Source organism: Candidatus Pelagibacter sp., assembly GCF_052049575.1.
In the GTDB taxonomy this organism is placed as follows: domain Bacteria; phylum Pseudomonadota; class Alphaproteobacteria; order Pelagibacterales; family Pelagibacteraceae; genus Pelagibacter.
Map to the genome: position 1 here is coordinate 35,728 of NZ_JBNGZQ010000002.1, position 23,455 is coordinate 59,182.

Consider the following 23,455-nt stretch of genomic DNA (forward strand, 5'->3'; position numbering starts at 1 on the left):
ATATAAATTATGTTTTACGATTTAAAAGATAAAAAACCAAAAAACTCTGGCGAAAATTGGGTAGCACCAAATGCAACTATCATAGGTGATGTTACCTTAGAAAAAAATTCTAGTATTTGGTTTAATGCAACCTTAAGAGGCGACTTAGAAAATATTCATATTGGCGAGGGTTCCAACATTCAAGATGGAAGTGTTTTACATACAGATCCTGGTTATCCTTTAAAGGTTGGTAAGAATGTTACTGTCGGGCATATGGTTATGCTTCATGGATGTACAATAGGAGATAATAGTTTAATCGGTATTGGAGCAGTAATTTTAAATAACGCAAAGATTGGAAAAAACTGTCTTATTGGAGCTAAAGCATTAATCACAGAAAACAAAGAAATTCCAGACAACTCCTTAGTTATTGGTTCACCTGGAAAAGTTGTAAGAGAAATTACTGAGGAAGAAAAAAAAGCAATTATTGAGAATACAAAACACTATCAAGACAATTGGAAAAGATATTCTAAATCTGTCTTTTAAGGAACTAACCAATTATTCTTATTTGTATCTAAATCAAACTTAGCTCTTCGATGTCCTTTTGCTGCAAGGTAAAGCCATTCAATAGATTTAATTTTACATTTAATCACTGTAAAGTTTTTATAACCTTCCTCACTTTGTTCCATTGTATAATCAAAATCTTCTAATTTAGATATCATTCCTGATGTTGGATTATTCGATGTAGTTCCTGGAGGATTATCAGTTAAATAACAGCGCCTGCTTATATGTTGAGTTTTTTTCCAAGATTCCTCTGTCGTAGTGTTTTGATTATTAATTTCACATTCTACTTTAACTCTCAACTGTATCTTTTCCTCTTTATCGTAGAAAACTAAAGAAGCATTATTATTTTTTTTAAGAATATCCACCTTTGGAGATCTTAAATCAGTGTGAAATTGTAATATATTATTTTCTCTATCCGATTTACGTAGAACAACAATTCTGCCATCAACTTCATTTTGATGAGCACAAATAAAAACAGGAATTCTAAATGGTGAGCCTCTATTGGTTACAGCATCATTTAACATAGACCAATACTTATTTTGAATTTCTGCAAAATCTTCGTAGTATGCTGGCTGCATACTTTACTTTCTAAATCTTTTTATTAAGCTTGAAGTATCCCAGCGATTGCCACCCATTCCTTGTACTTCACCATAATATTTATCAACAAGTTCAGTGACAGGTAATAATGAGCCATTATTTTTGGCTTCTTCCATTGCAATCTTTAAATCTTTTCTCATCCAATCTACTGCAAAACCAAAATCAAACTTATCATCTATCATTGTTTTATATCTATTCTCCATTTGCCAAGATTGAGCTGCACCTTTAGATATAACCTCAATAACATCTTCCATATTCAATCCAGCTTTCATTCCAAAATTTATAGCTTCAGATAAACCTTGAACTAAACCTGCAATACAAATTTGATTAACCATTTTAGCAAGCTGCCCATTTCCTGGACCACCAAGTAATTTCATTTTTTTACTGTAACAATCAATCTTATCTTTTGCCTTATCAAAGTCTGCTTGATCACCACCAATCATAACTGTTAATGCTCCATTTTCTGCACCAGCTTGTCCTCCCGATACAGGAGCGTCTAATGCACCAAATCCATTTTTTTTTGCATATGTATGTATCTCTCTTGCAATTGTCGCAGAAGCAGTTGTGTTATCAATATAAACAGCATCTTTCTTAATAGTTTTAAATGCACCATTGTCTCCAAAAGTAACTTCTCTTAAATCATTATCATTTCCAACACATGTAAAAATGTATTCAGCTTCCTTAGCAGCTTCAGCTGGAGTGCTAGCCATATTACCTTTATATTCTTTAATCCATTTTTCAGCTTTGGATTTTGTTCTGTTAAAAACAGTTACATTGTGTCCACCTTTTGATATATAACCAGCCATTGGATAACCCATGACACCAAGACCTATGAAAGCAACGTTACAACTCATAATTTTTTAATATGTTTAAAAGTTTAAGTTTAAAAGTAATTATATTTGGTTTTATATTTACATTTTTTTCTAGTTTTGGACAGAGTTTTTTTCTTGGTCTTTTTAATTCAAGCATACGAGAAGCATTATCTATCAGTCAGGGACAATTTGGAACAATTTATGCATCTGCAACTTTATTAAGTAGTTTTTTATTAATTTGGGTTGGAAAAAAAATAGATGATATAAATATTTTCAAATTTGCATTTTTTGTAACAATACTTTTATCTTTTTCATGTTTTTTCTTTTCAAAGATTTACTCAATTACTTTTTTATTTATTGCAATTTTTCTAATGAGATTTTCAGGCCAAGGAATGATGTCACATACTGCAACAACAACAATCTCCAGATATTTTACAAAATCTAGAGGAAAAGCTTTAAGTACAAGTTGGTTTGGTCTTTCTACCGCTGAATTTATACTCCCTGTTTTAATTGTATATTTGCTTACTATTACTTCTTGGCAAAATTTATGGATATATATATCAATATTAGTATTAATATTTCTTCCAATTACATCTTTTGCTCTAGTTAAAAACTTGAACTTTGAATCTAGGGAAGAAACTAACCAACAAGAATTCAGTCAGAAAATAAAACAATGGAAAAGAATTGAAGTTCTTAAAGACTATCGATTTTATATAGTTTGTCTTAATATGTTAGCAATGCCGTGGATCGCAACAGGTGTTTTTGTATATCAATCTTTTATTATAGAGTCTAAAGGATGGGGTCCTTATGTAATTGCCCAATCTTTTATGGTCTATTCTGTTTTATCAGTAATAACTTTACTAGTCGCAGGTTTTTTAATTGATAAATTTACTAGCAGAAAATTACTTATTTTCATGAATATTCCATTATTAATTTCAACAATAGTTTTAATGTATTTTGATCTTTCATTTTCAGCTTTCTTATTTCTGGGTTTAATTGGTATATCCAATGGACTTGCTAACGTATTAGGCTCATCAACATGGGCAGAAATTTACGGCGTTAGATACATTGGTTCAATAAAAGCCTTGACCACAGCATTAATGGTTTTTTCAACGGCTTTTGGTACTGCATTATTTGGCCTTTTAATTGATGCAGGATTTTCGATAGAGCAGGTTGCTCTTGTATCATTTATCTATATTTCAATAGCTGCTGTCTTGTTATTTTTTGTTAGAAATAAGCTAAATCCAAAGTATTTATAAAATCTCCTTGATTTTTTTAAGTTCACTGTGTAGATACTCCGCATGGCAAGGGTAACTGTAGAAGATTGTATCGATAAAGTAGAGAGTCCTTATGAATTAGTGTTAGTTGCTAAAGAAAGAGCAACTCAACTTAATACAGGTGTTGAACCAACTTTAGATAGAGATAATGATAAGAATACAGTTATTGCTCTAAGAGAAATTGCAGAAGAAAATATTAAAGTAAATGAACTTACTGATAGTGCAGTTTACAAATTAAGAAAGCACGTAGAGCAAGTTGATGATGGCGTAGAAGATGATGAAGATGTAGGTGATGATTTTGAAAGTTTATATAAAGGTGAAATATCAAAAAGTGGTACACCTATTCTACCGTCTAAGAGAGCAAGAAAAACTCCAGAGAAAATTCAAGTTTCAAATGAGGATTTAGCTGAACTTTCTCAAACAGCTAAGCCAGACATTAATACTGCACCAACAGATGAAACAGGCGATGAGCAAAGTGATGTCTCGTTGGATGAAGTAACTGAAACAGAAAATCAAGCTAGCGAGCAAGACACTTCAAACGAGGCAGAGAACAATTAATTAAATTCTTTTAAAATTTTTTCCCTATGTTCATCTAAATCAGGGATATCACCTCTTGTTTTTTCGTCTTTATAAGAAGACATTTTAATTGGATTACCTGCTAGTTTAAAATCTCCAATTTCTTTATGGAATGCTTTTACAATCATGTTTCTTGCATCTACTTGAGGATTTTCGACTGCTTCTTTAATATTGAATATTGGACCACATGGAATCTTTTCTTTTTCCATATCTTTAACCCATTCACTTGTAGATCTAGAAACTAATTTCTTTTCAAGTATGTTTTTAAGTTCATCCATATTTTTAGATCTAGATGAATTGTCAGAAAATTTTGGATCTTTACTTATCTCAGGCATTGTTAAAAGTTCACAAAGTTTTTCGAATAATCTATCGTTTCCAGCCGCTATAATAATGTAACTATCTTTTGTTTTAAAAGCTTCAAATGGTGCAATTGATGGATGGCGTGACCCCATTGGTTTTGGAATCTCATTTTTTGCTAAGTAACGAGCTATAGCATTTTCTAAAATTGCTATTTGACAATCTAGCATCGAAACATCAATGTACATCCCTTTACCTGTTTTTTGTCTATCATAAAGAGCTGCATTAATTCCAATTGCCGTAAACAAACCAGCAGTAATGTCACCAATTGATGTTCCAACTCTAGTTGGTTCAGAATTAGGTTGTCCAGTTACACTCATTAATCCACCCATGCCTTGTACAACCATATCGTAAGCAGGCAATTCTTTGAGAGGACCGGTTTGACCAAATCCAGAAGCAGATGCATAAATTAATTTAGGATATTTTTTATTTACATCATTCCAACCGTAACCCCATTTTTCTAAAGTACCTGGTTTAAAATTTTCAACTAAAATATCTGCTTTAGATAAAATTTTATCAAAAATTTTTTTATCATCAGTGTTCTTTAAATTCAGAGCAATACTCTCTTTACCTCTATTCAAAGACATAAAATAAGCTGAGTAATCTTTTATGAATGGTCCAAATTTTCTTGAGTCATCTCCTATTTCTGGTGCCTCAACTTTAATTACTCTTGCACCAAGATCTGATAGTATCATAGTACAGTAAGGACCCACTAATACCCTTGTTAAATCAACTACCAGTAGGTTTTTTAAAGGTCCATCCATATAATTATATATATCATGAGTTTTTGTCGACTTGACTCTTATTAATAAGTTCACTTTAATTCAATTATTAAAAATAACAATAGAGGGAAAAAATAATGTTAAAAAAGATATCTTTATATTTAACTTCATTAGTTTTTGTTTTTACTACTATTGGTTCTGCTTATGCAGTTACGCTGAAAGCAAGTCACCAATGGCCTGGTACACCAAGAGCTGATGGATCTTATGACCCACGTCATGAAATGGTTCAAATCATTGCTGACGAGGTTAAAAAAGCAAACGTTGGAGTAGATATTAGAATTTACCCAGCTAAATCATTATATAAACCAAAAGAACAGTGGAAACCAATGACAACCGGTCAATTAGATATTTCTGCTTTTCCATTAGCATATGCTTCTAAATTCCATCCAGAATTTGATGCAACTTTAATGCCTGGAACAGTAAAAAATCATGATCACGCATTAAGATTTAATAAAGGTCCAATGATGACTGAAATTAAAAAAATCATTAACGATGCTGGTGTTGTAGTTTTATCTGATGCTTGGTTAGGTGGTGGTTTTGCATCAAAAACAAAATGTATTAAAAATCCTAGCGACGCAAAAGGTCAAGTTATGAGAGCTGCTGGAAAAGCATTTAACCAAATGTTAGAGGCAGCTGGAGCTGGTATACAAAGTATGCCTTCATCTGAAATTTACACAGGTTTACAAACTGGTGTATTAACAGGTGCTAACACAAGTTCAGGAAGTTTTGTAAGTTACAAAATTTATGAACAAGTCTCATGTGCAACTCCCCCAGGAAAATTTGGTCTATGGTTTATGTATGAGCCAATTTTAATGTCTAAAAAGTCTTTTGATGCCTTAAATTCTAAGCAGCAAAAAGCTTTAATGAAGGCTGGAAAAGTTGCTGAAAAATACATGACAGCTCAAGTAGAAAACTTAGATAAAAAGTTTGAAGATGCTTATAAAGCTGCAGGTGTTAAATTAGTATACATGGATGCAAAAGACCATGCTGCATGGGTAGAGATTGCGAAGAAATCTTCTCACAAGGCATTTGCTGATAAAGTTCCAGGTGGCGATAAGCTAATGGAAATGGCTTTAGCAGTTAAATAAAATAATATATAAAGAACCCCTATTTATTCTTATTAAATAGGGGTTTTTTTTATGAAAAAAAAGTATCTTCAATTTTGTGATCTAATCGCTAAAGCATGTGGTGCTTTCGCAGTATTAGCATTGCTCTTATCAATTTTAGTAATCGTTGAACTTGTTTTTGAAAGATATTTTTTTCAAAGAGCAATTACATGGCAAACAGAACTTGTAACTATGTTGTTAGTTGCTTCAACTTTTATAGGAAGTGTATACGTCCTAAGTGAAAAGGCTCACGTGAGCATGGAATGGATATATGATTTTTTATCCAAAAAAAATATCATTAGACTAAAAATTTTTACATCTTCTATTAGTTTATTATTTTTCCTAATTTTATTTTATTTTGGATTCTTAATGTTTGAGGAAGCATTTACCAAAAATTATTCAACAGGAACTGTGTGGGATCCACCACTATGGATACCATATTCATCAATGATGTTAGGGGCTTTATTGATGATATTACAATATATCGCAGAAATTATAAAATTAACTGACGAAGAGGATTTTAAATAAATGGATCCATTGATTATAGCATTAATTGTTGCAGTTTTTACTTTATTGGTACTTTTTTCAGGAATTCCAATTGCTTTTGGTTTGAGTTTTGTGTCGATAGCTCTTTTGGTTACATTTGAGGGTTTTCAAATGCTTGACGTATTCGCTGAAACATTTTTTGCAGGATTAAACTCTTTTGTTTTACTTTCTATACCAATGTTTATTTTAATGGGAATGGCTGTCGCCAACTCTCCTGCTGGAAAAGATTTATATACAGGATTAGATAGATGGCTTTGGAGAGTGCCAGGTGGATTGGTAATTTCAAATATTGGCGCTTGTTCAATTTTTGCAGCTTTAAGTGGATCTAGTCCTGCAACTTGTGCTGCGATTGGGACAATGGGAATACCAGAAATGAGAAAAAGAGGTTATTCCGATCAAATTGCAACAGGAACCATTGCAGCAGGTGGAACCTTAGGAGTTTTAATTCCGCCTAGTATTGTTTTAATAGTTTATGGAATTGCAACAGGTACATCTATTGGGAGATTATTTTTATGTGGTCTTGTACCAGGTTTTATGTTGGCAGGTATGTTTGCTATATGGGCTCTAATACACAGTTATTTTATTGATAAAGATGCAGCAAAAGCTTTAAGAAATAGAGTAAGACCAACTCTAAAAGAAAAACTTGAAGTTTTACCAAGAATTCTTCCTTTCTTAGCAATTATAGCAGGAGTTCTCTATGTACTTTATGGAGGAGTTGCAACACCATCCGAGGCATCTGGAGTAGGGGCATTCTTAGTTTTTGTATTAATAGCTGTTGTTTACAAAATTTATCAGCCAAAAAAGATTTGGAACATTGTTAAAGTTTCTATGAAAGAAAGTGTAATGATAATGTTCATTATCGCTGCCTCATATCTTTTTGCATTCACTCTTTCACAACTGTATGTAACTCAGTCATTAGCGCAGAGCATGGTCGAATTAAGCTCTAACAAATGGGTTGTGTTCATTCTAATAAACATATTTCTTTTAATAGCTGGTTTCTTTTTACCCCCAGTTGCAGTTATTGTAATGACTTCAGCAATATTATTGCCAGTTATTACTACTTTAGGTTTTGACCCATATTGGTTTGCAATAGTATTTACAATCAATATGGAGATTGGCTTAATTACACCACCAGTTGGATTAAATCTTTATATTATAAAAGGAATTACCCCAGACGTTAGTTTGTCAGAAATTTTAAAAGGATCTATACCGTTTATGATAATTATGGCTTTAGCTATAGTAATTTTATGTATTTTTCCTGAGATTGTTACATGGTTACCTGATAAAATAATGGGTAAAGACCTTGGATTCTAAAAAAAAAATAAACAGAAAAATATCAGTCGCCCCAATGATGGATTGTACTGATAGGCATGATCGTTTCTTTTTAAGACTGATGAGTAAAAATGTAATGCTCTATACTGAGATGGTTGCTACAAAATCTGCAATTCATGGTGATAGAAAAAAAATTTTATCTTTTAACCCTGAAGAAAAACCATTAGCTCTACAAGTAGGTGGATCTAATAAAGAAGAATTAGCAGAGGTAGCTAAAATTGCAGAAGATATGGGTTATGATGAAATTAATATTAATCTTGGTTGTCCTAGCAAAAAAGTTCAAAAAAATAAATTTGGTGCATGTTTAATTAAAGAACCTGATTTGGTTGCTGAATGTATTAATTCAATGGTAAATGCATGTAGAATTCCTGTTACAGCTAAGACAAGAATTGGTTTCGATGATACAGAAGAATTTGATTATTTAAATAATTTTATTCATAAGATGAGAGATGCTGGTTCAAAAACATTTATATTGCATGCAAGGAAAGCAATTTTGACAGGTTTATCTCCCAAACAAAATTTAAACATTCCAAAACTAAATTATAAAATGGTTTATGACATTAAAAAAGAAAATCCTAACTTAGAAATAATTATAAATGGAGGGATAACAAAAGTTGAGGAAATAAATAACCATTTAAAGCATTGTGATGGTGTAATGATAGGAAGATCAATATATCAAAATCCATATTTCTTAATTGAAATTGAAAAAGAAATATTCAAGACAAAGAGTAGTCCTACAAGGGAACAAGTTGTAGAAAAACTTTTAGAGTATGCTGATAGAGAAGTAAAATTAGGAACAAAAATTAATCATATCATGAGACATACAATAGGTTTATATCATGGACAAGTTGGTTCAAAAGAATGGAAAAGATATTTAAGTGATAACATGATGGCAAGAGACTCCGATTTTCAAAAAGCAAAACATATTATGACTATTGTTCAAAATAATGAGAAAGCAATCCAAGCTAACTCATAATGGAAACTTTAGATATCAATGAAATTATAAATCTTTTATTTGTTTTATCTTTAGCAGCATCTGTTGCTGGTTTTATGGCAGGTTTACTAGGAGTTGGTGGTGGCATTATAATAGTGCCTGCTCTGTATTATGCTTTTACTGTTTTAGATTTTGATATTGCAACAAGAATGCATCTTTCAGTTGGTACTTCATTAGCGATTATAATTCCAACTTCTATCATATCAACAAAAACTCATATGGAGTATGATGCGGTTGATTTTAAACTCATAAAATCCTTTGGCATTTTTATTTTATTTGGAGTTATTGGGGGAACATTTTTGGCAGTAAACTTAAAAACACCAGCTTTCGTTTTATTTTTTTCCATTATGGCTTTTATAGTTGGTTTATTCTTTATCTTTTTTAGAGAACAGCTTTTAAAAAATCCAAAAATGATTTCTGACTCAGCTAAAAATATTTCAGGAATTATTATAGGTTTCATATCTGTGTTACTGGGAATTGGTGGCGGTTCATTAATGGTTCCTTTTATGAGAACTTTTGGATACGATATTAGGAGATCAATAGGAACTGCAGCAGGAGTTGGCTTTCTGATTGCTGTATTTGGTACAATTACAATGATTACTGGAGGTAAAATTGTAGATAATATTAATACACCCTACAGTCTTGGATATGTAAATTTACTTGGGTTTCTTGTTTTCGTGCCAGTGACAATGATAATGGCTAGAGTAGGGGCAAAAGCAGTTTATAAAATAGATAAAAATATATTGAGCAAGATCTTTGGGATATTCTTAATTATTGTATCGATTAGATCTTTTTTTGAATACTTATCAATAAATTAATATTAACCAGTTCCCCATTTAACTTTGTTCCAAATTCTCTCATGAAAATAGTAAAAAAAAAGTGGAACTATTGATCCAACACCGAGTATTCCTGCACCTGTGAATGTTCCGGTGTATATGTATCCAAAAATTACCCAATAAACAAAAATGATAAATCTCCAAGAAAAAGTTTTAGCTATTGATCTAATTTTTTTATCTGCCATAAAAAAAAAGAGGTGACTTCAGTCTCCCTCCATCACCTCACAAATTTAGAATAAATGATTCTTTACAGTTTTATGAACACTTTTTAGTTGAATCTTTCCATTATTAAATTTTTTGATCGTACTCACCAATCTTTCCAGTTTTCATTAGTGTTTTATCAATGAATTTAAAAATATTTAATTTTCTTTCATCAGAAGTAGGGCTTTCAGTTACTACAACTAATGAGGGTTTATTAGAGGATGCTCGAATTAAACCCCAAGAACCATCCTCAAAAGAAAATCTAACTCCATTAACAGTTATAATCTCTTTTATTTCTTGATTATCTATTTTTATTTTTTGGTCTTTTATTTTTTTAAATTCCCTTACCATTTCTTCAACTACTTTGTATTTCTCCTTATCTTTGCAAAAAGGTGCCATTGTTGGTGACTGGTAAGTGGTTGGAAGTTCTTTAATTATTTCACTCATTTTTTTATCTTGATTATTTAATAAGTGACAAACTTGAATTGCTGAATTAATTCCGTCGTCATAACCGTAACCTAATGGTTGATTGAAAAAAAAGTGTCCACTTTTTTCAAATCCAGCTAAAGCCTTTTCACTATGAACTTTTCTTTTGATGTGAGAATGGCCTGTTTTCCAATATAAAGTTTCACATTGATTTTTATTTAAAATTTTGTCAGTTGAGTAAAGACCAGTAGATTTTACATCAACAACAAACTTTGAATTTTTATGTGAATTTGATAAATTTCTAGCAATCAACAAGCCTATTTTATCAGAAAAAATTTCGTTTCCCTCGTTATCAATTACACCTACACGATCACCATCTCCATCAAAACCAAAACCAATATCGGCATTGTTTTCTTTTACTGATTTAACAATTGCATGGAGCATTTCTAAATCTTCAGGATTTGGATTATATTTTGGGAAATTCCAATCTAAATTACAGTCTAATTCTACTACTTCACACCCAATTCCTCTTAATATATCTGGAGCAAAAATCCCTGCTGTACCATTACCACAAGCAACAACAGCTTTTATTTTCTTTTTTAACTTATTCTTATTTATTAAATCTTCTTTATAAACTTTATCAAAATCTTTAATTTGTTTTTCATTACCGTTACCTTTAGTAAAATTTTGATTTAAGGTAATTTCTTTTAATTCTTTCATTTCCTCAGGTGCATGCGTTAATCCTTTTTTGATTCCCATTTTTACTCCCGTCCAGCCGTTTTCATTGTGACTAGCTGTTACCATAGCAACTGCGTCAGCATCTAAATTAAATTGTGCGAAATAAACCATTGGTGATAGAGATAAACCAACATCTTCAATAAAGCATCCAGTTGATAGCAAACCTTTTTTTAAGGCTGATTTTATTTTTTCACTGTATGATCTGTAATCATGTCCAACTATCACTCTTGGGTTTTCTTTTTTAGTATGTTCTTTAATTTGGGTACCTAAACCTTTTCCAAGATTCGTGATTCCTGGCTCATTAATGTCTTTTTCGTAAATCCATCTTGCGTCATATTCTCTAAATCCGAAGGGGTCTATTTTTATTGATTGAGACATGCTGTTAATTACTTACATTTTTTTCATTTTTATAGTTGAATTTTTTTTTCACTGTTCTATAAATGTTCTGTTGATTTACATAATATTTAGTATATTAACACCAAGCGCACACAACATATAGTTGTTTTCGCTATATTAACAAGATATATTAACAAAAAATGAATAAAATACTATCGCAGGCATTAAAGAAAGCTGTCTCTGAATATAGCCCCGAGGTTAAAGAAGTCCAAAAAAGCAATAGACCAGATTTATTCTCTTTAAATAACGAAACTGAATTATTTCAAAATGATAAGGGCATAATAATTAAAATTGACCGATCAAAAGATATAAACCTAACCGATTTTGGTAAGGCAACTTTAAAAGACAGATATCTTGGTCACAACGAGTCTTTTCAAGATTTATTTGCGAGAGTAGCTAGTACATATGCTGACGATAATTTGCATGCGCAAAGAATTTATAATTATATAAGTAATCTCTGGTTCATGCCGGCTACACCTGTTTTGTCTAATGGTGGAACTAAAAGAGGATTACCAATTTCATGTTTTTTAAATGAAGCATCAGATAGCTTAGGTGGTATTTTAGATCTTTGGAGTGAAAATGTTTGGTTAGCAGCAAAAGGTGGAGGTATTGGAAGTTATTGGGGAAATTTGAGATCAATAGGTGAGAAGATTGGTAAAGTTGGAAAAACTTCTGGGATTATTCCGTTTATAAAAGTGATGGACTCATTAACTATGGCAATCAGCCAAGGTTCATTAAGAAGAGGATCTGCAGCATGTTATCTTCCAATTGACCATCCTGAAATAGAAGAGTTTATGGAAATGAGAAGACCAACTGGTGGTGATCCGAACAGAAAAGCATTAAATTTACACCACGGTGTTTTAGTTTCAGATGCATTTATGCGAGCTGTAGAAAATGATGAGCAATGGGCGCTAAAGAGTCCTGCTGACGGAACTATTCAACAAACTATATCCGCAAGAAATTTATGGATCAGATTATTAACAGCGAGAATTGAAACAGGTGAACCTTACATTATTTACATCGATACTGTTAATAGACAAATACCGCAACATCATAAGCTTGCAAACCTTACAGTTAAAACTTCAAACCTTTGCAGTGAAATAACTTTACCTACTGGTATCGATAAAGATGGAAGAGATAGAACAGCTGTTTGTTGTTTGTCTTCATTAAATTTAGAAAAGTATGATGAGTGGAAAGATGATCCAGATATGATTGGAGATGTAATGAGATTTTTAGATAATGTTTTATCTGATTTTATTAACAAAGCCCCTGAGCAATTTAAAGATGCTAAATACTCTGCTGAAAGAGAGAGAAGTGTTGGGTTAGGAGTGATGGGTTTCCATTCTTTCTTGCAGAAAAAAAGAATTCCACTTGAGTCTGTTATGGCAAAGTCATGGAATAAAAAGATTTTTAAAAATATTCATGAAAAGGTAAATCAAGCCTCAAAAGATTTGGCCGAAGAAAGAGGTGCATGTCCAGATGCTGCAGAATATGGTTTTAAAGAAAGGTTTTCAAACAAAACTGCAATTGCACCAACTGCATCTATTTCAATAATCTGCGGAGGTGCATCACCAGGAGTAGAACCTATTGCAGCTAACAGTTATACCCACAAAACTTTGTCAGGATCTTTCAATGTAAGAAATAGATATCTTGAGGAGATTTTGGAAGGTCACGGTAAGAATGATGATGAAACATGGTCAACAATAACTACTAATCAAGGTTCAGTTTCGCATCTAGATTTTTTAACTGATTTAGAAAAAGATGTTTTTAAAACTGCTTTTGAATTAAATCAAAAATGGATTATTGAGTTGAGTGGCGATAGGACACCATTTATTTCTCAAGCACAATCAGTCAATTTGTTTTTACCAGCAGACGTTCACAAAAAAGAATTACATAGAATTCATTTTGATGCATGGAAAAAAGGTTTGAAAAGCCTTTATTACTGTAGATCAAAATCAATTCAAAGAGCTGAAAATATCAATAATGCTCAATCAACTGATATTACAGCCAATGTATATAAATCTAAAAATCAACAAACTAACGAGGAACCAGAATACGAGGAGTGTTTATCATGTCAGTAGCAAAGAAAGTTAAAGTAGAAAAAAAAGAAATTATTCAACCAAAAAAGATGGGTCTTTTAGTTGAAAACCCAGTTTATAAACCTTTTAGATATCCATGGTGTTATGATGCATGGTTAACGCAACAAAGGATTCATTGGTTACCTGAGGAGGTACCACTTGGTGATGATGTTAGAGATTGGCAGAAAAATTTATCACAACCTGAAAAAAATCTCTTAACTCAAATCTTTAGATTTTTTACTCAAGCTGATGTTGAAGTAAATAACTGTTACCTAAGACATTACACGACTGTTTTTAAACCAACTGAAGTTTTAATGATGATGACTGCTTTTGCATCAATGGAAACAGTGCATGTTGCTGCTTATTCCCATTTATTGGATACAATTGGAATGCCAGAGTCAGAATATTCTGCATTCATGAAGTATAAAGAAATGAAAGATAAATATGATTACATGCAAGGATTTAATGTTAATTCAAAAGAAGACATTGCTAAAACTGTTGCGGTCTTTAGTGCTTTTACTGAAGGTTTACAACTATTTGCAAGTTTTGCGATCCTTTTGAATTTCCCAAGACATAATAAGATGAAAGGAATGGGTCAAATAGTTACTTGGTCTGTGCGAGATGAAACTCTTCACTGCAACTCTATGATTAGAATTTTTAAAGAATTCATTAAAGAGAATCCAGAAATCTGGACACCAAAATTGAAAAAAGAATTATATGAAGCTTGCAGAACCATTATTGAACATGAGGATGCTTTTATAGATTTAGCTTTTGAAATGGGTCCAATGGAAGGATTAACTGCAAAAGAGGTAAAAGACTATATTAGATTTATTGGAAATAGAAGACTAGTTCAACTAGGTTTGGAACCAATTTATGATGTACAAAAAAATCCTCTTGGATGGTTAGATACAATGTTAAATGCAGTTGAGCACATGAACTTCTTTGAGGGTCGTGCAACTGAGTATTCTAAAGCATCTACACAAGGAACTTGGGTTGAGGCATTTAGTTAAAGACAAAAATTTTTTAATCTGAAACACTTCAATTAATTTCAATGTTATGACATTGATTAAGGTTAACATCATATGATCGAATTGATAAGTCTTTACCTAATTAGTATAATTCTAGGTACGATGTTATTTTTTTCTTTTGTAGTAGCACCGGTTACTTTTACTGCCTTGAATGAAGAAAACGCGAGAAAATTTATAAGAAAAATATTTCCCTATTATTATAATGTAAATTTAGTAATTAGCCTATTAGTATTAATATATTTTACCTCTCAAAAAATTTTTTCAATAGATTTTTATTTAATCTTAACCATATCAATTTTGTTTGCCATTTCAAATTACATACTAATGCCGTTAATAAATAAATATAAAGATAATAATCAAGAAAGAAAATTTAAATATTCACATTCTATGTCGGTATTAATAAACTTTATTCAAATTTTTTTTTTAATATTTTTACTAATATAACGAAAGGAGTAAGAGATGAGAGTATTAAAAGAGTTAGAGGACGCGAAAATCGTAATTGTAGATTTAGAGGTAAATCTGGGAAATAAAACTCGAAGTGCTCCAACATTATGTGCAAAATACAGAGGTAAGATTATTCCATTAAACACTGCTCATGACGGTAGACCTATTTTAATGAAAGAAGAAAATTCTATAGAATAATTATCTTTGATTTAGCTGCAAAACTTTTCTGTGCTTGTTACCTTTGTAACTTGCAAGAGGTCTGATCAATTTGTTGGCAGCATGTTGCTCCATTATATGTGCTGACCATCCAGTTATTCTTGAAATAACGAATATTGGTGTAAAGAAATCTGTATCAAAACCCATCAAGTGATAAGTCGGTCCAGTAGGATAATCCACGTTTGGATGGATGTTTTTTCTCTCAATCATTACTTTTTCAACAATGTCGTAAATTTTTTCAAATTTTTTATCTTTTTTAATTTTTGCTACTTTAGCGAAATATTTTCTCATTGTAGGAACTCTTGAGTCTCCACTTTTGTAAACTCTATGACCAAAACCCATAACAACCTCTTTGTTATCTAAGGCATCATTTATCCATTTAAGAGCTTTTTTAGGATCCTTAATTTTGTTCATCATATGCATTACCTCCTCATTAGCTCCGCCATGTAATGGACCTTTTAAACTTGCTATTGCTCCAGTGATTGCCCCGTGAATATCAGACAAGCTGCTGGTAATAGTTCTTGCAGTAAAAGTTGAAACGTTAAAGCTATGCTCTGCATATAATATTAAAGACACATCAAAAGCTTTTACTATTTCTTTTTGAGGTACTTTTCCAAAACACATATAAAAAAAGTTTTCTGCTATATTTAAATTCTTTTTGGGTTTGATAATTTTTTTACCTTTTCTAATTCTGTAGAAGGCGGCTAATGCAGTAGGAGTTTTTGCAAGGATTCTAATCGCTTTTCTCATATTTGCTTCAGGAGAGGAGTCAGTTGTTTCTTTATCTTCCAAACCCATAATACTTACAGCAGTTCTGGCCACATCCATAGGATGAGATTTTTTAGGCATTTTTTTTATAACTGAGTATAAATCTTTAGATAATTCTCTATTATTTTTCTCTTCCTTTTCAAATTTTCTAAGCTGAATAGTATTAGGTAAATCTTTATTTAAAATAAGATAAGCTACTTCCTCAAATCTACAATATTCACAAAGATCTTGAGCAGCATAACCTCTATAAGTTAAAGAGTTAATTTCAGGCATTACTTTTGAGACCTCTGTTTCGTCTACAACAATTCCTAATAAGCCTTTTTTAATATCATCACTCATTATTCGTGACCATCGGTGTTAAAGTTATAAATTTTTTCGTCCAAACTATTATATTTCTCATAATCCACAAGATCATATAATCGTTTTCTAGTTTGCATCCTATCAATAATGTTATTTTGATGTCCATTTGCATAAATGTCTCTCAAACCATCCTCAACGTTTTTCATTGCTAACCTTTGAGTTGTAACAGGATAAATAACGATGTTGTAACCCAGTTCTTCTAATTGTTTATAATTTAATAATTTAGTTTTTCCAAATTCAGTCATATTGGCTAACAAATAACTCGATAATTCTTTTCTAACTTTTTCAAAATCTTTTTCATCATGAAGTGCCTCAGGAAAAATAATTTCTGCTCCAGCATCTATATAAGCCTTACATCTCTCGATCATTTTATCAATTCCCTCTACACTTTTCGCATCGGATCTTGCAATAATCTTAAAATTTTCATCTTTTTTTGCAGAAACACATTCTTTAATTTTTTTCACCATCGCATCTGTGGATATCAATTCTTTATTATCTAGGTGCCCACATCTTTTTCTTTCAATTTGATCTTCTAAATGAACTCCAGTAATTCCAAACTCCTCAAAAGTTTCTATAGTTTCTTTACATGATTTAAATCCTGTATCTATATCTACAATTGTAGGAAGATTTGTAACTCTAGAAATTAAGTATGACCGTGTACTAACATCTTGCAGTGTGGTTAATCCAATATCAGGAAATCCAAGATCATTTGCCATAACACCTCCTGAAACATAAACAGCATCATAACCAATCTCCTCAATTAATTTTGCTGTTAAAGGATTATAAGCACCAGGAACTCTTAATATTTTTTTGGATTTTAATTTATCTGTAAAATCTTTTCTTTTTTGTATTGGTTCTTTTTCAACAAAATGCATTAAAAAATTCCTTTTTTTAAATTTCGTTTAATTTTGCTCTTTTTAACAACAATATTCAATCTATCTAATTGACCTGACTTTAGTTTTCTTAAGTTTTGCACAGTTTTTAAAAATCTTTCTATTTCTTTTTTATCTAAAATATTCTCGGTAAGTGTTAAAAATTTGTTTATATAATTTTTTCTCTTGAATGGTCTTGAGCCATAAGGATGAGCATCTGCAACTCCTTGTTCTTCGGTAATTTTTTTTCCATTTTTAAGGGTAATTATGACTTTTGCACCAAAAGCTTTTTTTCTGGGGTTTGGGTCATGATATCTTTTGGTCCATTTTTTATCCTCATGGGTCTTGATTGATCTCCATATCTTAATTGTGCTTTTTCTTTTTGCTCTGGCTTTCGAATAAGATTTTACATGATGCCAACTACCATCTTCTAAAGCTACAGCAAATATATACATTATTGAATGATCTAACGTTTCTCTACTTGCATTTGGATCCATTTTTTGAGGATCGTTTGCACCTGTACCAATCACATAATGAGTATGATGACTGGTATAAATATCAATTTTTCTTATTTGATTTAGATTTGATATTTTATTTTTAAGTTTTTTTGCAAGATCAATTAATGCTTGAGATTGATATTCGGCAGAATATTCTTTTGTGTAAGTTTCAAGAATAGCTTTCTTAGTCTCGTTTTTTTTTGGAAGTGGAACTCTATATAAAGCTTTTTTTCCATCTAAAATTCGTGCAATAACACTATCTTCACCTTCATAAATTGGACTTGGAGCACCTTCACCACGCATAACTCTATCTACAGCCTCGATTGCAAGTTTACCGGCATGTGCTGGGGCATAAGCTTTCCAACTAGAGATTTCACCTTTTCTAGACTGTCTTGTTGAAATAGTTGTATGTAGAGCTTGTTGAACAGCTTGATATATTGTTTCTGTATTTAGTCTTAACATTGATCCTATTCCAGCAGCAACACTTGGTCCTAAGTGAGCGATGTGGTCTACTTTATGTTTATGTAAACAAATTCCTTTAACTAAATTAACTTGCACTTCATAGGCAGTAATTATCCCTCTTAAAAGATCTAATCCACTTTTTTTATTTTGTTGTGCAACACTTATAAGGGGAGGAATATTATCACCAGGATGACTGTAATCAGCTGCTAAAAATGTATCATGAAAATCAAGTTCTCTTACAGCTGTTCCGTTGCTCCATGCTGCCCATTCACAATCAAATTTTAATTTATTATCAACTCCAAATAATGTTGCACCATTTTTTCTTAAATGCTTTAGGGCCATCTCTCGGGATGAAATAACTGGACGTCTATTTAAAGAAGCTATTGCGACTGAAGCATTATCAATAATTCTATTAATCACCATCTCTATCGCTTCTTTATCCAACTTTGCATTATCACTTGCAATCTCTGCGATTTTCCAAGCCAGCTGTTTTTTTTTGGGTAAATGAACTTTAGATGGGAAAACTTTTACGTTATGTATGATCAAAATAACTCCTAATTGAAAACTGTTCTAATAGTTAAAAAAAAATAATCAATATTAAAGATATTTTGTTACGATTTTTTCAATACCAATGAAGTCTTTTATTAAGTGATTATGGTAAATTTCAGTTGTATTTTTTTCCGTATAACCATCCTCAAGTAAAATAACTGGAATTCCAGCAGCTTTTGCGGCATTAGCATCTGTTTCACTATCGCCAATCATTAAAGTTTTTTTAAGATCCCCATCTAAAATTTCAACTACAGACGTCAAGTGTCTCGGATCGGGTTTACAATAATCAAATGTATTGTGACCCGCTACATATTCAAAAAAATCATAAATTCCAATTTTTTTTAAAAGATCAATTGCTAGATGTTCTTGTTTGTTTGTGCAAACACCCATTGAAATCTTTTTTTCTTTAGACCATATTAAAAAATCTTTAACTCCATCAATTAATTTACTTTCATTTACAATATTATTTCCGTAATACTCTACAAATTCCTTGACCATTTCTTTTTTAATTTTTTCATCTTGGACTTTTCCAAATTCTTTTTTTGCCTGACCCCATATAGATCGACCAAGCATTGCACCAGCGCCTTGACCTACCAAGTTTCTTATTTCCTCAGTAGACTTGGTTGGATATCCAAATTTACTCATAACATGATTGTGGGCTCTCATTAAGTCGGGAGCTGTATCCACTAAAGTGCCATCTAAATCAAAAAGAATTGTAAAAATTTGTTTCATAATTAAAAGTATTTTTAAGAAATATTTTGTGAATTAAGAAAGATATATACTTAATGTAAGTAATTTTCTAGATGAAACAATTCAATATAAATAAACTTCAAAATTCACTGAGAGTAAAGTTCTTAAAATCTAAAGTAAATATGATTGCTCCAGAAACAATCTATTTTTCTAAAGATACAAAAATTGGAAAAAATGTGACTATAGAACCATATGTAGTTATTGGATCAAAAGTGAAGATTGGTAACAATGTTATTATTAAATCTTTCAGTCATTTAGAGAATTGTAAAATCGAAAATAAAGTTGAAATAGGTCCCTATGCACGAATAAGACCTGGCACCACTTTAAAGGAAGGGTCTAAAATTGGAAACTTTGTTGAAATTAAAAAAAGTACTCTTGGAAAAAAATCTAAGGTGAATCATTTAACTTATATTGGTGATACTTCAATTGGTAAATCAGTTAACGTTGGAGCGGGAACAATTACGTGCAACTACGATGGAATAAAAAAATATAAAACTAGAATAAAAGATAATGTTTTTATTGGCTCTAACTCCTCTTTAGTAGCCCCAATTACACTTGCAGAAAATAGTATAGTTGGGGCAGGATCAGTAATTACTAGGAATGTAAGTAAAAAATCTCTAGCGCTCACTAGAAGCCAACAACTAGAGGTAAAAAATTATAAAAGAAAATCTAAATAATTATGTGCGGCATTATCGGAATAAATAGTAATAGACCTGTTTCATCAACAATTATCAGCTCGTTAAAAAAATTAGAATACAGAGGATATGATTCAGCAGGTATAGCAACGCTTTCAAACAATGAAATTAACGAAGTTAAATCTGAAGGAAGAGTTGATAATCTTGAAAATAATCTATTAGTTCAAAAAATGGAAGGAACCATTGGTATAGGACATGTTCGTTGGGCTACACATGGATTGCCAAATAGTGTTAATGCTCATCCTCACTCTTCACAAAATGTTTCTGTAGTTCATAATGGAATAATTGAAAATTCTACGTTATTAAAAAAATTTTTGGTAAGCAAGGGTCATAAATTTAAGTCACAAACTGATACTGAAGTGATTGTACATTTGATTACGGAAAATTTAAAAACTGAAAACATTGTTAATTCAATTAAAAAAACTCTCAAATCTCTTCATGGTAGTTTTGCGCTAGGTATAATATTTAAAGATCAACCTGATTTGATTGTTGGTGCAAGAAGAGGATCTCCATTAGCTGTGGGGTATGGTCCAAATGAAAATTATTTAGGTTCAGATTCATACGCTTTGAAGGCGATGACAAATAAGATTACTTATCTTAATGACGGTGAATTTTGTATTATAAAAAAAGATCAGGTTGAATTTTTTAATGAGGAAGGGGACAAGATAAATAAAAAAGTTTTAGAATTATCTTTAGAAGATGAAAAATATGACAAAGGTGATTACAAACATTTCATGGCTAAAGAAATAGAGGAACAACCGACAACATTAAAAAATGGAATTAATGAATATGTAGATACATTAAATAATGATATTAATATTTATAATTTTCCTTGGAAAATGAATGAAATTTCTTCAGTAACTTTAATTGGTTGTGGAACAGCCTATCATTCTTGTCTACTTGCAAAATACTGGTTCGAAGAATTAACTTCATTAGATGTTAATGTAGATATTGCGTCAGAGTTTAGGTATAGAAAAAATAGATTTAAGAAAGAGACTTTATATATATTTGTATCTCAATCTGGTGAAACAGCAGATACTTATGCAGCATTAGATTTGTGTAATCAAAATGATATGAAAACATGTGCTGTTGTAAATGTTATTGAGAGTTCTATTGCTAGAGACTCTAAATTTGTTTTACCAATTCATTGTGGGACCGAGATAGGGGTAGCCTCTACCAAAGCTTTTTTGGGTCAAATCCTTATATTATACATTTTAGCTTTAAAACTAGGATTATTAAGAAAAGATTTAAAAAAAGAGTTATTCAATGAAAAACTTAAAGATCTTAAATCTCTTCCTAAATTAGCAGAAAAGACTTTATTGACCGATAATAAGATACAGACAATATCTAATACCTTTAATGAGGTTAAAGGTTCAATGTTTTTAGGAAGAGGCTTTTCTTTTCCAATTGCATTAGAGGGTGCATTAAAATTAAAAGAACTATCTTATATTCATGCTGAAGGCTATCCAGCTGGTGAAATGAAACATGGGCCACTAGCACTTATTGAGGAAGGGATGCCTGTTGTTGTGTTAGCACCAAGAGACAATTATTATAAAAAAACTATTTCTAATATGCAGGAAGTTATTGCAAGAGGGGCAAAAGTTTTATTAGTAACAAATAAAAGTAGTGATGAGGTAGTTTCAGAAAATATTTGGGAAAAAATAGAAGTTGAAAGTGCTAATGATGACCTTTTACCCTTTCTTTTAACAATACCTTTACAAAAATTAGCTTATTATTCAGCTCTCAAAAAAGGATTTGATATAGATAAGCCTAGAAATTTAGCTAAATCAGTAACCGTTGAATAATAGAAAAACTCTGATACAACAATCTTGAGTTGAATATGAAAAATTGGAAAGTAAATAGCTGGAGAAAGTATCCTGTCAAACACATACCAACGTATGGTGATGAGAAGGAGCTTAATAATGTTTTAAACAAATTAAAAACATTTCCGCCACTTGTATTTGCAGGTGAGACAAGACATTTAAAAGATCAATTATCTAAAGTAGTTGATGGTAAAGCTTTTTTATTGCAAGGCGGTGACTGTGCCGAAAGTTTTGCAGAATTTCATCCTGACAATATAAGAGATACTTTTAAAGTAATTCTTCAAATGGCTTTGGTGATGACATACTCTGCGTCATTACCTATTGTAAAACTTGGAAGGATTGCTGGACAGTTTTCTAAACCAAGAAGTGCTCCAACAGAAAAACAAGGTGATGTAGAATTACCAAGTTATTTAGGTGATAATATTAATGCAATTGACTTTAACGAAAAGGCTAGAAGACCTGATCCGAAAAGAATGTACAAAGCGTATTCTCAATCAGCTTCAACGCTTAATTTACTTAGAGCATTTTCAAAAGGTGGTTTTGCAGATTTGAACAAAGTTCATTTATGGAATTTAGATTACATTAAAAAAAGTCCTCAAGCGAAAAAATTTAAAGACCTAGAGGACAAAATTGCTGATGCACTGGCTTTTATGGAAGCATGTGGAATAACTTCAGACTTTAATAATAGATTATACACTGTAAATTTCTGGACATCACATGAAGCGTTGCACTTACCCTTTGAGGAAAGTATGACTAGAGTAGACTCTACTACCGGTGAGTATCATGATACATCTGCTCATTTTGTCTGGATTGGTGATAGAACAAGACAGTTAGATGGTGGACATGTTGAATTTTGTAGAGGAATAGAAAATCCTATTGGAATAAAGTGTGGTCCTACATCTAAACCTGAGGAGATTGCAAAAATTTGTGAAGTATTAAATCCAAAAAATGAAAAAGGTAAAATAACTTTAATCTCAAGATTTGGTCATCAAAATGTAGAAAAGTTTTTACCAAAGTTAATAAGACGAATTAAAAAAGAAGGTCTAAATGTTATTTGGTCATGTGATCCAATGCATGGGAATACAATTGTATCAACTACTGGTTTTAAAACTAGACCATTTAACAATGTAGTTAATGAGGTCAAAAATGTTTTTGGTGTCCATCAGTCTGAGGGATCATACGCAGGTGGTTTACATGTTGAAATGACTGGCCAAGATGTGACAGAGTGTACAGGTGGAGCTAGAAAAATATCTGATGCTGATTTATCGAGTAGATATCACACTCATTGTGACCCAAGATTGAATTCAGATCAGGCTTTAGAATTAGCCTTTTTAATTTCTGATGAGATTAAAAAGAATAGCAGCTATTCTAAAAATGCTATTCAAGCGGCATCTTAA

At 31.4% G+C, this 23,455-nt stretch carries 24 protein-coding genes; 15 read left to right on the top strand and 9 right to left on the bottom strand.

All coding sequences use genetic code 11. The features are described 5' to 3' along the window. The first annotated feature begins 9 nt into the window (after positions 1 to 9). Positions 10 to 522, top strand: a complete 513-nt coding sequence (locus ACTT9C_RS03645) for a gamma carbonic anhydrase family protein (protein ID WP_440923156.1) — start codon at positions 10 to 12, stop codon at positions 520 to 522. Here the strand turns inward: ACTT9C_RS03645 and ACTT9C_RS03650 are convergent. Further along, positions 519 to 1,118, bottom strand: coding sequence for a flavin-binding protein (locus ACTT9C_RS03650; protein ID WP_440923157.1), 600 nt, complete (start codon positions 1,116 to 1,118; stop codon positions 519 to 521). The genes ACTT9C_RS03645 and ACTT9C_RS03650 overlap by 4 nt on opposite strands. Positions 1,119 to 1,121: 3 nt before the next feature. Further along, the gene (locus ACTT9C_RS03655) at positions 1,122 to 1,991 is read right to left on the bottom strand and encodes an NAD(P)-dependent oxidoreductase (protein WP_440923158.1); all 870 of its coding nucleotides are present in this window, start codon (positions 1,989 to 1,991) and stop codon (positions 1,122 to 1,124) included. 11 nt (positions 1,992 to 2,002) lie between these two features. On the opposite strand from ACTT9C_RS03655, the gene ACTT9C_RS03660 reads away from it, so the two are divergent. Then, positions 2,003 to 3,208 (top strand): MFS transporter, encoded by a 1,206-nt coding sequence (locus ACTT9C_RS03660; RefSeq protein WP_440923159.1) that lies wholly within the window; start codon positions 2,003 to 2,005, stop codon positions 3,206 to 3,208. Positions 3,209 to 3,250: 42 nt separating this feature from the next. Continuing rightward, the gene (rpoZ, locus tag ACTT9C_RS03665) at positions 3,251 to 3,784 is read left to right on the top strand and encodes a DNA-directed RNA polymerase subunit omega (protein WP_440923160.1); all 534 of its coding nucleotides are present in this window, start codon (positions 3,251 to 3,253) and stop codon (positions 3,782 to 3,784) included. Here rpoZ and ACTT9C_RS03670 read toward each other — a convergent pair. Further along, positions 3,781 to 4,923, bottom strand: coding sequence for a CaiB/BaiF CoA transferase family protein (locus ACTT9C_RS03670; protein ID WP_440923161.1), 1,143 nt, complete (start codon positions 4,921 to 4,923; stop codon positions 3,781 to 3,783). The two genes, rpoZ and ACTT9C_RS03670, sit on opposite strands and share 4 nt — an antisense overlap. A 95-nt stretch (positions 4,924 to 5,018) precedes the next feature. Between ACTT9C_RS03670 and dctP the strand changes: the two genes are divergently transcribed. From dctP to ACTT9C_RS03695, 5 genes are read left to right on the top strand one after another with little or no spacing between them, the layout of a single operon-like run. Then, entirely contained in the window at positions 5,019 to 6,029 is a 1,011-nt protein-coding gene (gene dctP, locus ACTT9C_RS03675; RefSeq protein ID WP_085148370.1) for a TRAP transporter substrate-binding protein DctP, read from the top strand. Between the two features lie 51 nt (positions 6,030 to 6,080). After that, complete coding sequence (locus ACTT9C_RS03680) at positions 6,081 to 6,575, top strand: TRAP transporter small permease subunit (RefSeq protein WP_440923162.1); 495 nt, start codon at positions 6,081 to 6,083, stop codon at positions 6,573 to 6,575. Continuing rightward, positions 6,576 to 7,907, top strand: a complete 1,332-nt coding sequence (locus ACTT9C_RS03685; protein WP_085148364.1) for a TRAP transporter large permease — start codon at positions 6,576 to 6,578, stop codon at positions 7,905 to 7,907. It abuts the gene before it with no gap. Continuing rightward, positions 7,897 to 8,901 (top strand): tRNA dihydrouridine(20/20a) synthase DusA, encoded by a 1,005-nt coding sequence (dusA, locus tag ACTT9C_RS03690; protein WP_440923163.1) that lies wholly within the window; start codon positions 7,897 to 7,899, stop codon positions 8,899 to 8,901. The genes ACTT9C_RS03685 and dusA overlap by 11 nt, the downstream gene beginning before the upstream one ends. Further along, the gene (locus tag ACTT9C_RS03695; protein ID WP_440923164.1) at positions 8,901 to 9,737 is read left to right on the top strand and encodes a sulfite exporter TauE/SafE family protein; all 837 of its coding nucleotides are present in this window, start codon (positions 8,901 to 8,903) and stop codon (positions 9,735 to 9,737) included. Before dusA ends, ACTT9C_RS03695 begins: the two co-directional genes overlap by 1 nt. A 2-nt stretch (positions 9,738 to 9,739) precedes the next feature. Here ACTT9C_RS03695 and ACTT9C_RS03700 read toward each other — a convergent pair whose 3' ends face one another. Together ACTT9C_RS03700 and ACTT9C_RS03705 are read right to left on the bottom strand one after the other, a co-directional pair. Then, positions 9,740 to 9,940 (bottom strand): DUF2061 domain-containing protein, encoded by a 201-nt coding sequence (locus ACTT9C_RS03700; RefSeq protein WP_440923165.1) that lies wholly within the window; start codon positions 9,938 to 9,940, stop codon positions 9,740 to 9,742. 103 nt (positions 9,941 to 10,043) lie between these two features. After that, positions 10,044 to 11,498 (bottom strand): phosphomannomutase/phosphoglucomutase, encoded by a 1,455-nt coding sequence (locus ACTT9C_RS03705; protein WP_440923166.1) that lies wholly within the window; start codon positions 11,496 to 11,498, stop codon positions 10,044 to 10,046. A 158-nt stretch (positions 11,499 to 11,656) separates the two neighbouring features. Between ACTT9C_RS03705 and ACTT9C_RS03710 the strand changes: the two genes are divergently transcribed. From ACTT9C_RS03710 to ACTT9C_RS03725, 4 genes are all read left to right on the top strand, one after another. After that, entirely contained in the window at positions 11,657 to 13,597 is a 1,941-nt protein-coding gene (locus ACTT9C_RS03710; RefSeq protein WP_440923167.1) for a ribonucleoside-diphosphate reductase subunit alpha, read from the top strand. Continuing rightward, on the top strand, positions 13,588 to 14,604 hold the full coding sequence (locus tag ACTT9C_RS03715) for a ribonucleotide-diphosphate reductase subunit beta (protein ID WP_440923168.1): 1,017 nt from the start codon (positions 13,588 to 13,590) through the stop codon (positions 14,602 to 14,604). The genes ACTT9C_RS03710 and ACTT9C_RS03715 overlap by 10 nt, the downstream gene beginning before the upstream one ends. Positions 14,605 to 14,676: 72 nt before the next feature. Next, complete coding sequence (locus ACTT9C_RS03720) at positions 14,677 to 15,066, top strand: DUF4149 domain-containing protein (protein WP_440923169.1); 390 nt, start codon at positions 14,677 to 14,679, stop codon at positions 15,064 to 15,066. Positions 15,067 to 15,081: 15 nt separating this feature from the next. Next, positions 15,082 to 15,264 (top strand): hypothetical protein, encoded by a 183-nt coding sequence (locus ACTT9C_RS03725; protein ID WP_440923170.1) that lies wholly within the window; start codon positions 15,082 to 15,084, stop codon positions 15,262 to 15,264. Here the strand turns inward: ACTT9C_RS03725 and ACTT9C_RS03730 are convergent, their stop codons facing one another. Genes ACTT9C_RS03730 through ACTT9C_RS03745 form a run of 4 tightly spaced genes read right to left on the bottom strand, consistent with a single transcriptional unit; the run spans position 15,265 to position 19,522 of the window. Beyond that, on the bottom strand, positions 15,265 to 16,389 hold the full coding sequence (locus ACTT9C_RS03730) for a bifunctional 2-methylcitrate synthase/citrate synthase (RefSeq protein WP_440923171.1): 1,125 nt from the start codon (positions 16,387 to 16,389) through the stop codon (positions 15,265 to 15,267). It lies immediately after the preceding gene. Beyond that, positions 16,389 to 17,285 carry a methylisocitrate lyase gene (gene prpB, locus ACTT9C_RS03735; protein WP_440923172.1) on the bottom strand — a complete coding sequence of 299 codons (897 nt, stop codon included), beginning with the start codon at positions 17,283 to 17,285 and terminating at the stop codon, positions 16,389 to 16,391. The genes ACTT9C_RS03730 and prpB overlap by 1 nt, the downstream gene beginning before the upstream one ends. After that, on the bottom strand, positions 17,285 to 18,787 hold the full coding sequence (locus ACTT9C_RS03740; RefSeq protein WP_440923173.1) for an MmgE/PrpD family protein: 1,503 nt from the start codon (positions 18,785 to 18,787) through the stop codon (positions 17,285 to 17,287). The genes prpB and ACTT9C_RS03740 overlap by 1 nt, the downstream gene beginning before the upstream one ends. Positions 18,788 to 18,838: 51 nt before the next feature. Beyond that, positions 18,839 to 19,522, bottom strand: a complete 684-nt coding sequence (locus tag ACTT9C_RS03745) for an HAD-IA family hydrolase (protein WP_440923174.1) — start codon at positions 19,520 to 19,522, stop codon at positions 18,839 to 18,841. A 71-nt stretch (positions 19,523 to 19,593) separates the two neighbouring features. On the opposite strand from ACTT9C_RS03745, the gene ACTT9C_RS03750 reads away from it, so the two are divergent. From ACTT9C_RS03750 to ACTT9C_RS03760, 3 genes are read left to right on the top strand one after another with little or no spacing between them, the layout of a single operon-like run. Continuing rightward, entirely contained in the window at positions 19,594 to 20,217 is a 624-nt protein-coding gene (locus tag ACTT9C_RS03750) for a DapH/DapD/GlmU-related protein (protein WP_440923175.1), read from the top strand. A gap of 2 nt (positions 20,218 to 20,219) precedes the next feature. Beyond that, positions 20,220 to 22,040, top strand: coding sequence for a glutamine--fructose-6-phosphate transaminase (isomerizing) (gene glmS / locus ACTT9C_RS03755; protein WP_440923176.1), 1,821 nt, complete (start codon positions 20,220 to 20,222; stop codon positions 22,038 to 22,040). Between the two features lie 35 nt (positions 22,041 to 22,075). Beyond that, positions 22,076 to 23,455, top strand: coding sequence for a class II 3-deoxy-7-phosphoheptulonate synthase (locus tag ACTT9C_RS03760; RefSeq protein WP_440923177.1), 1,380 nt, complete (start codon positions 22,076 to 22,078; stop codon positions 23,453 to 23,455).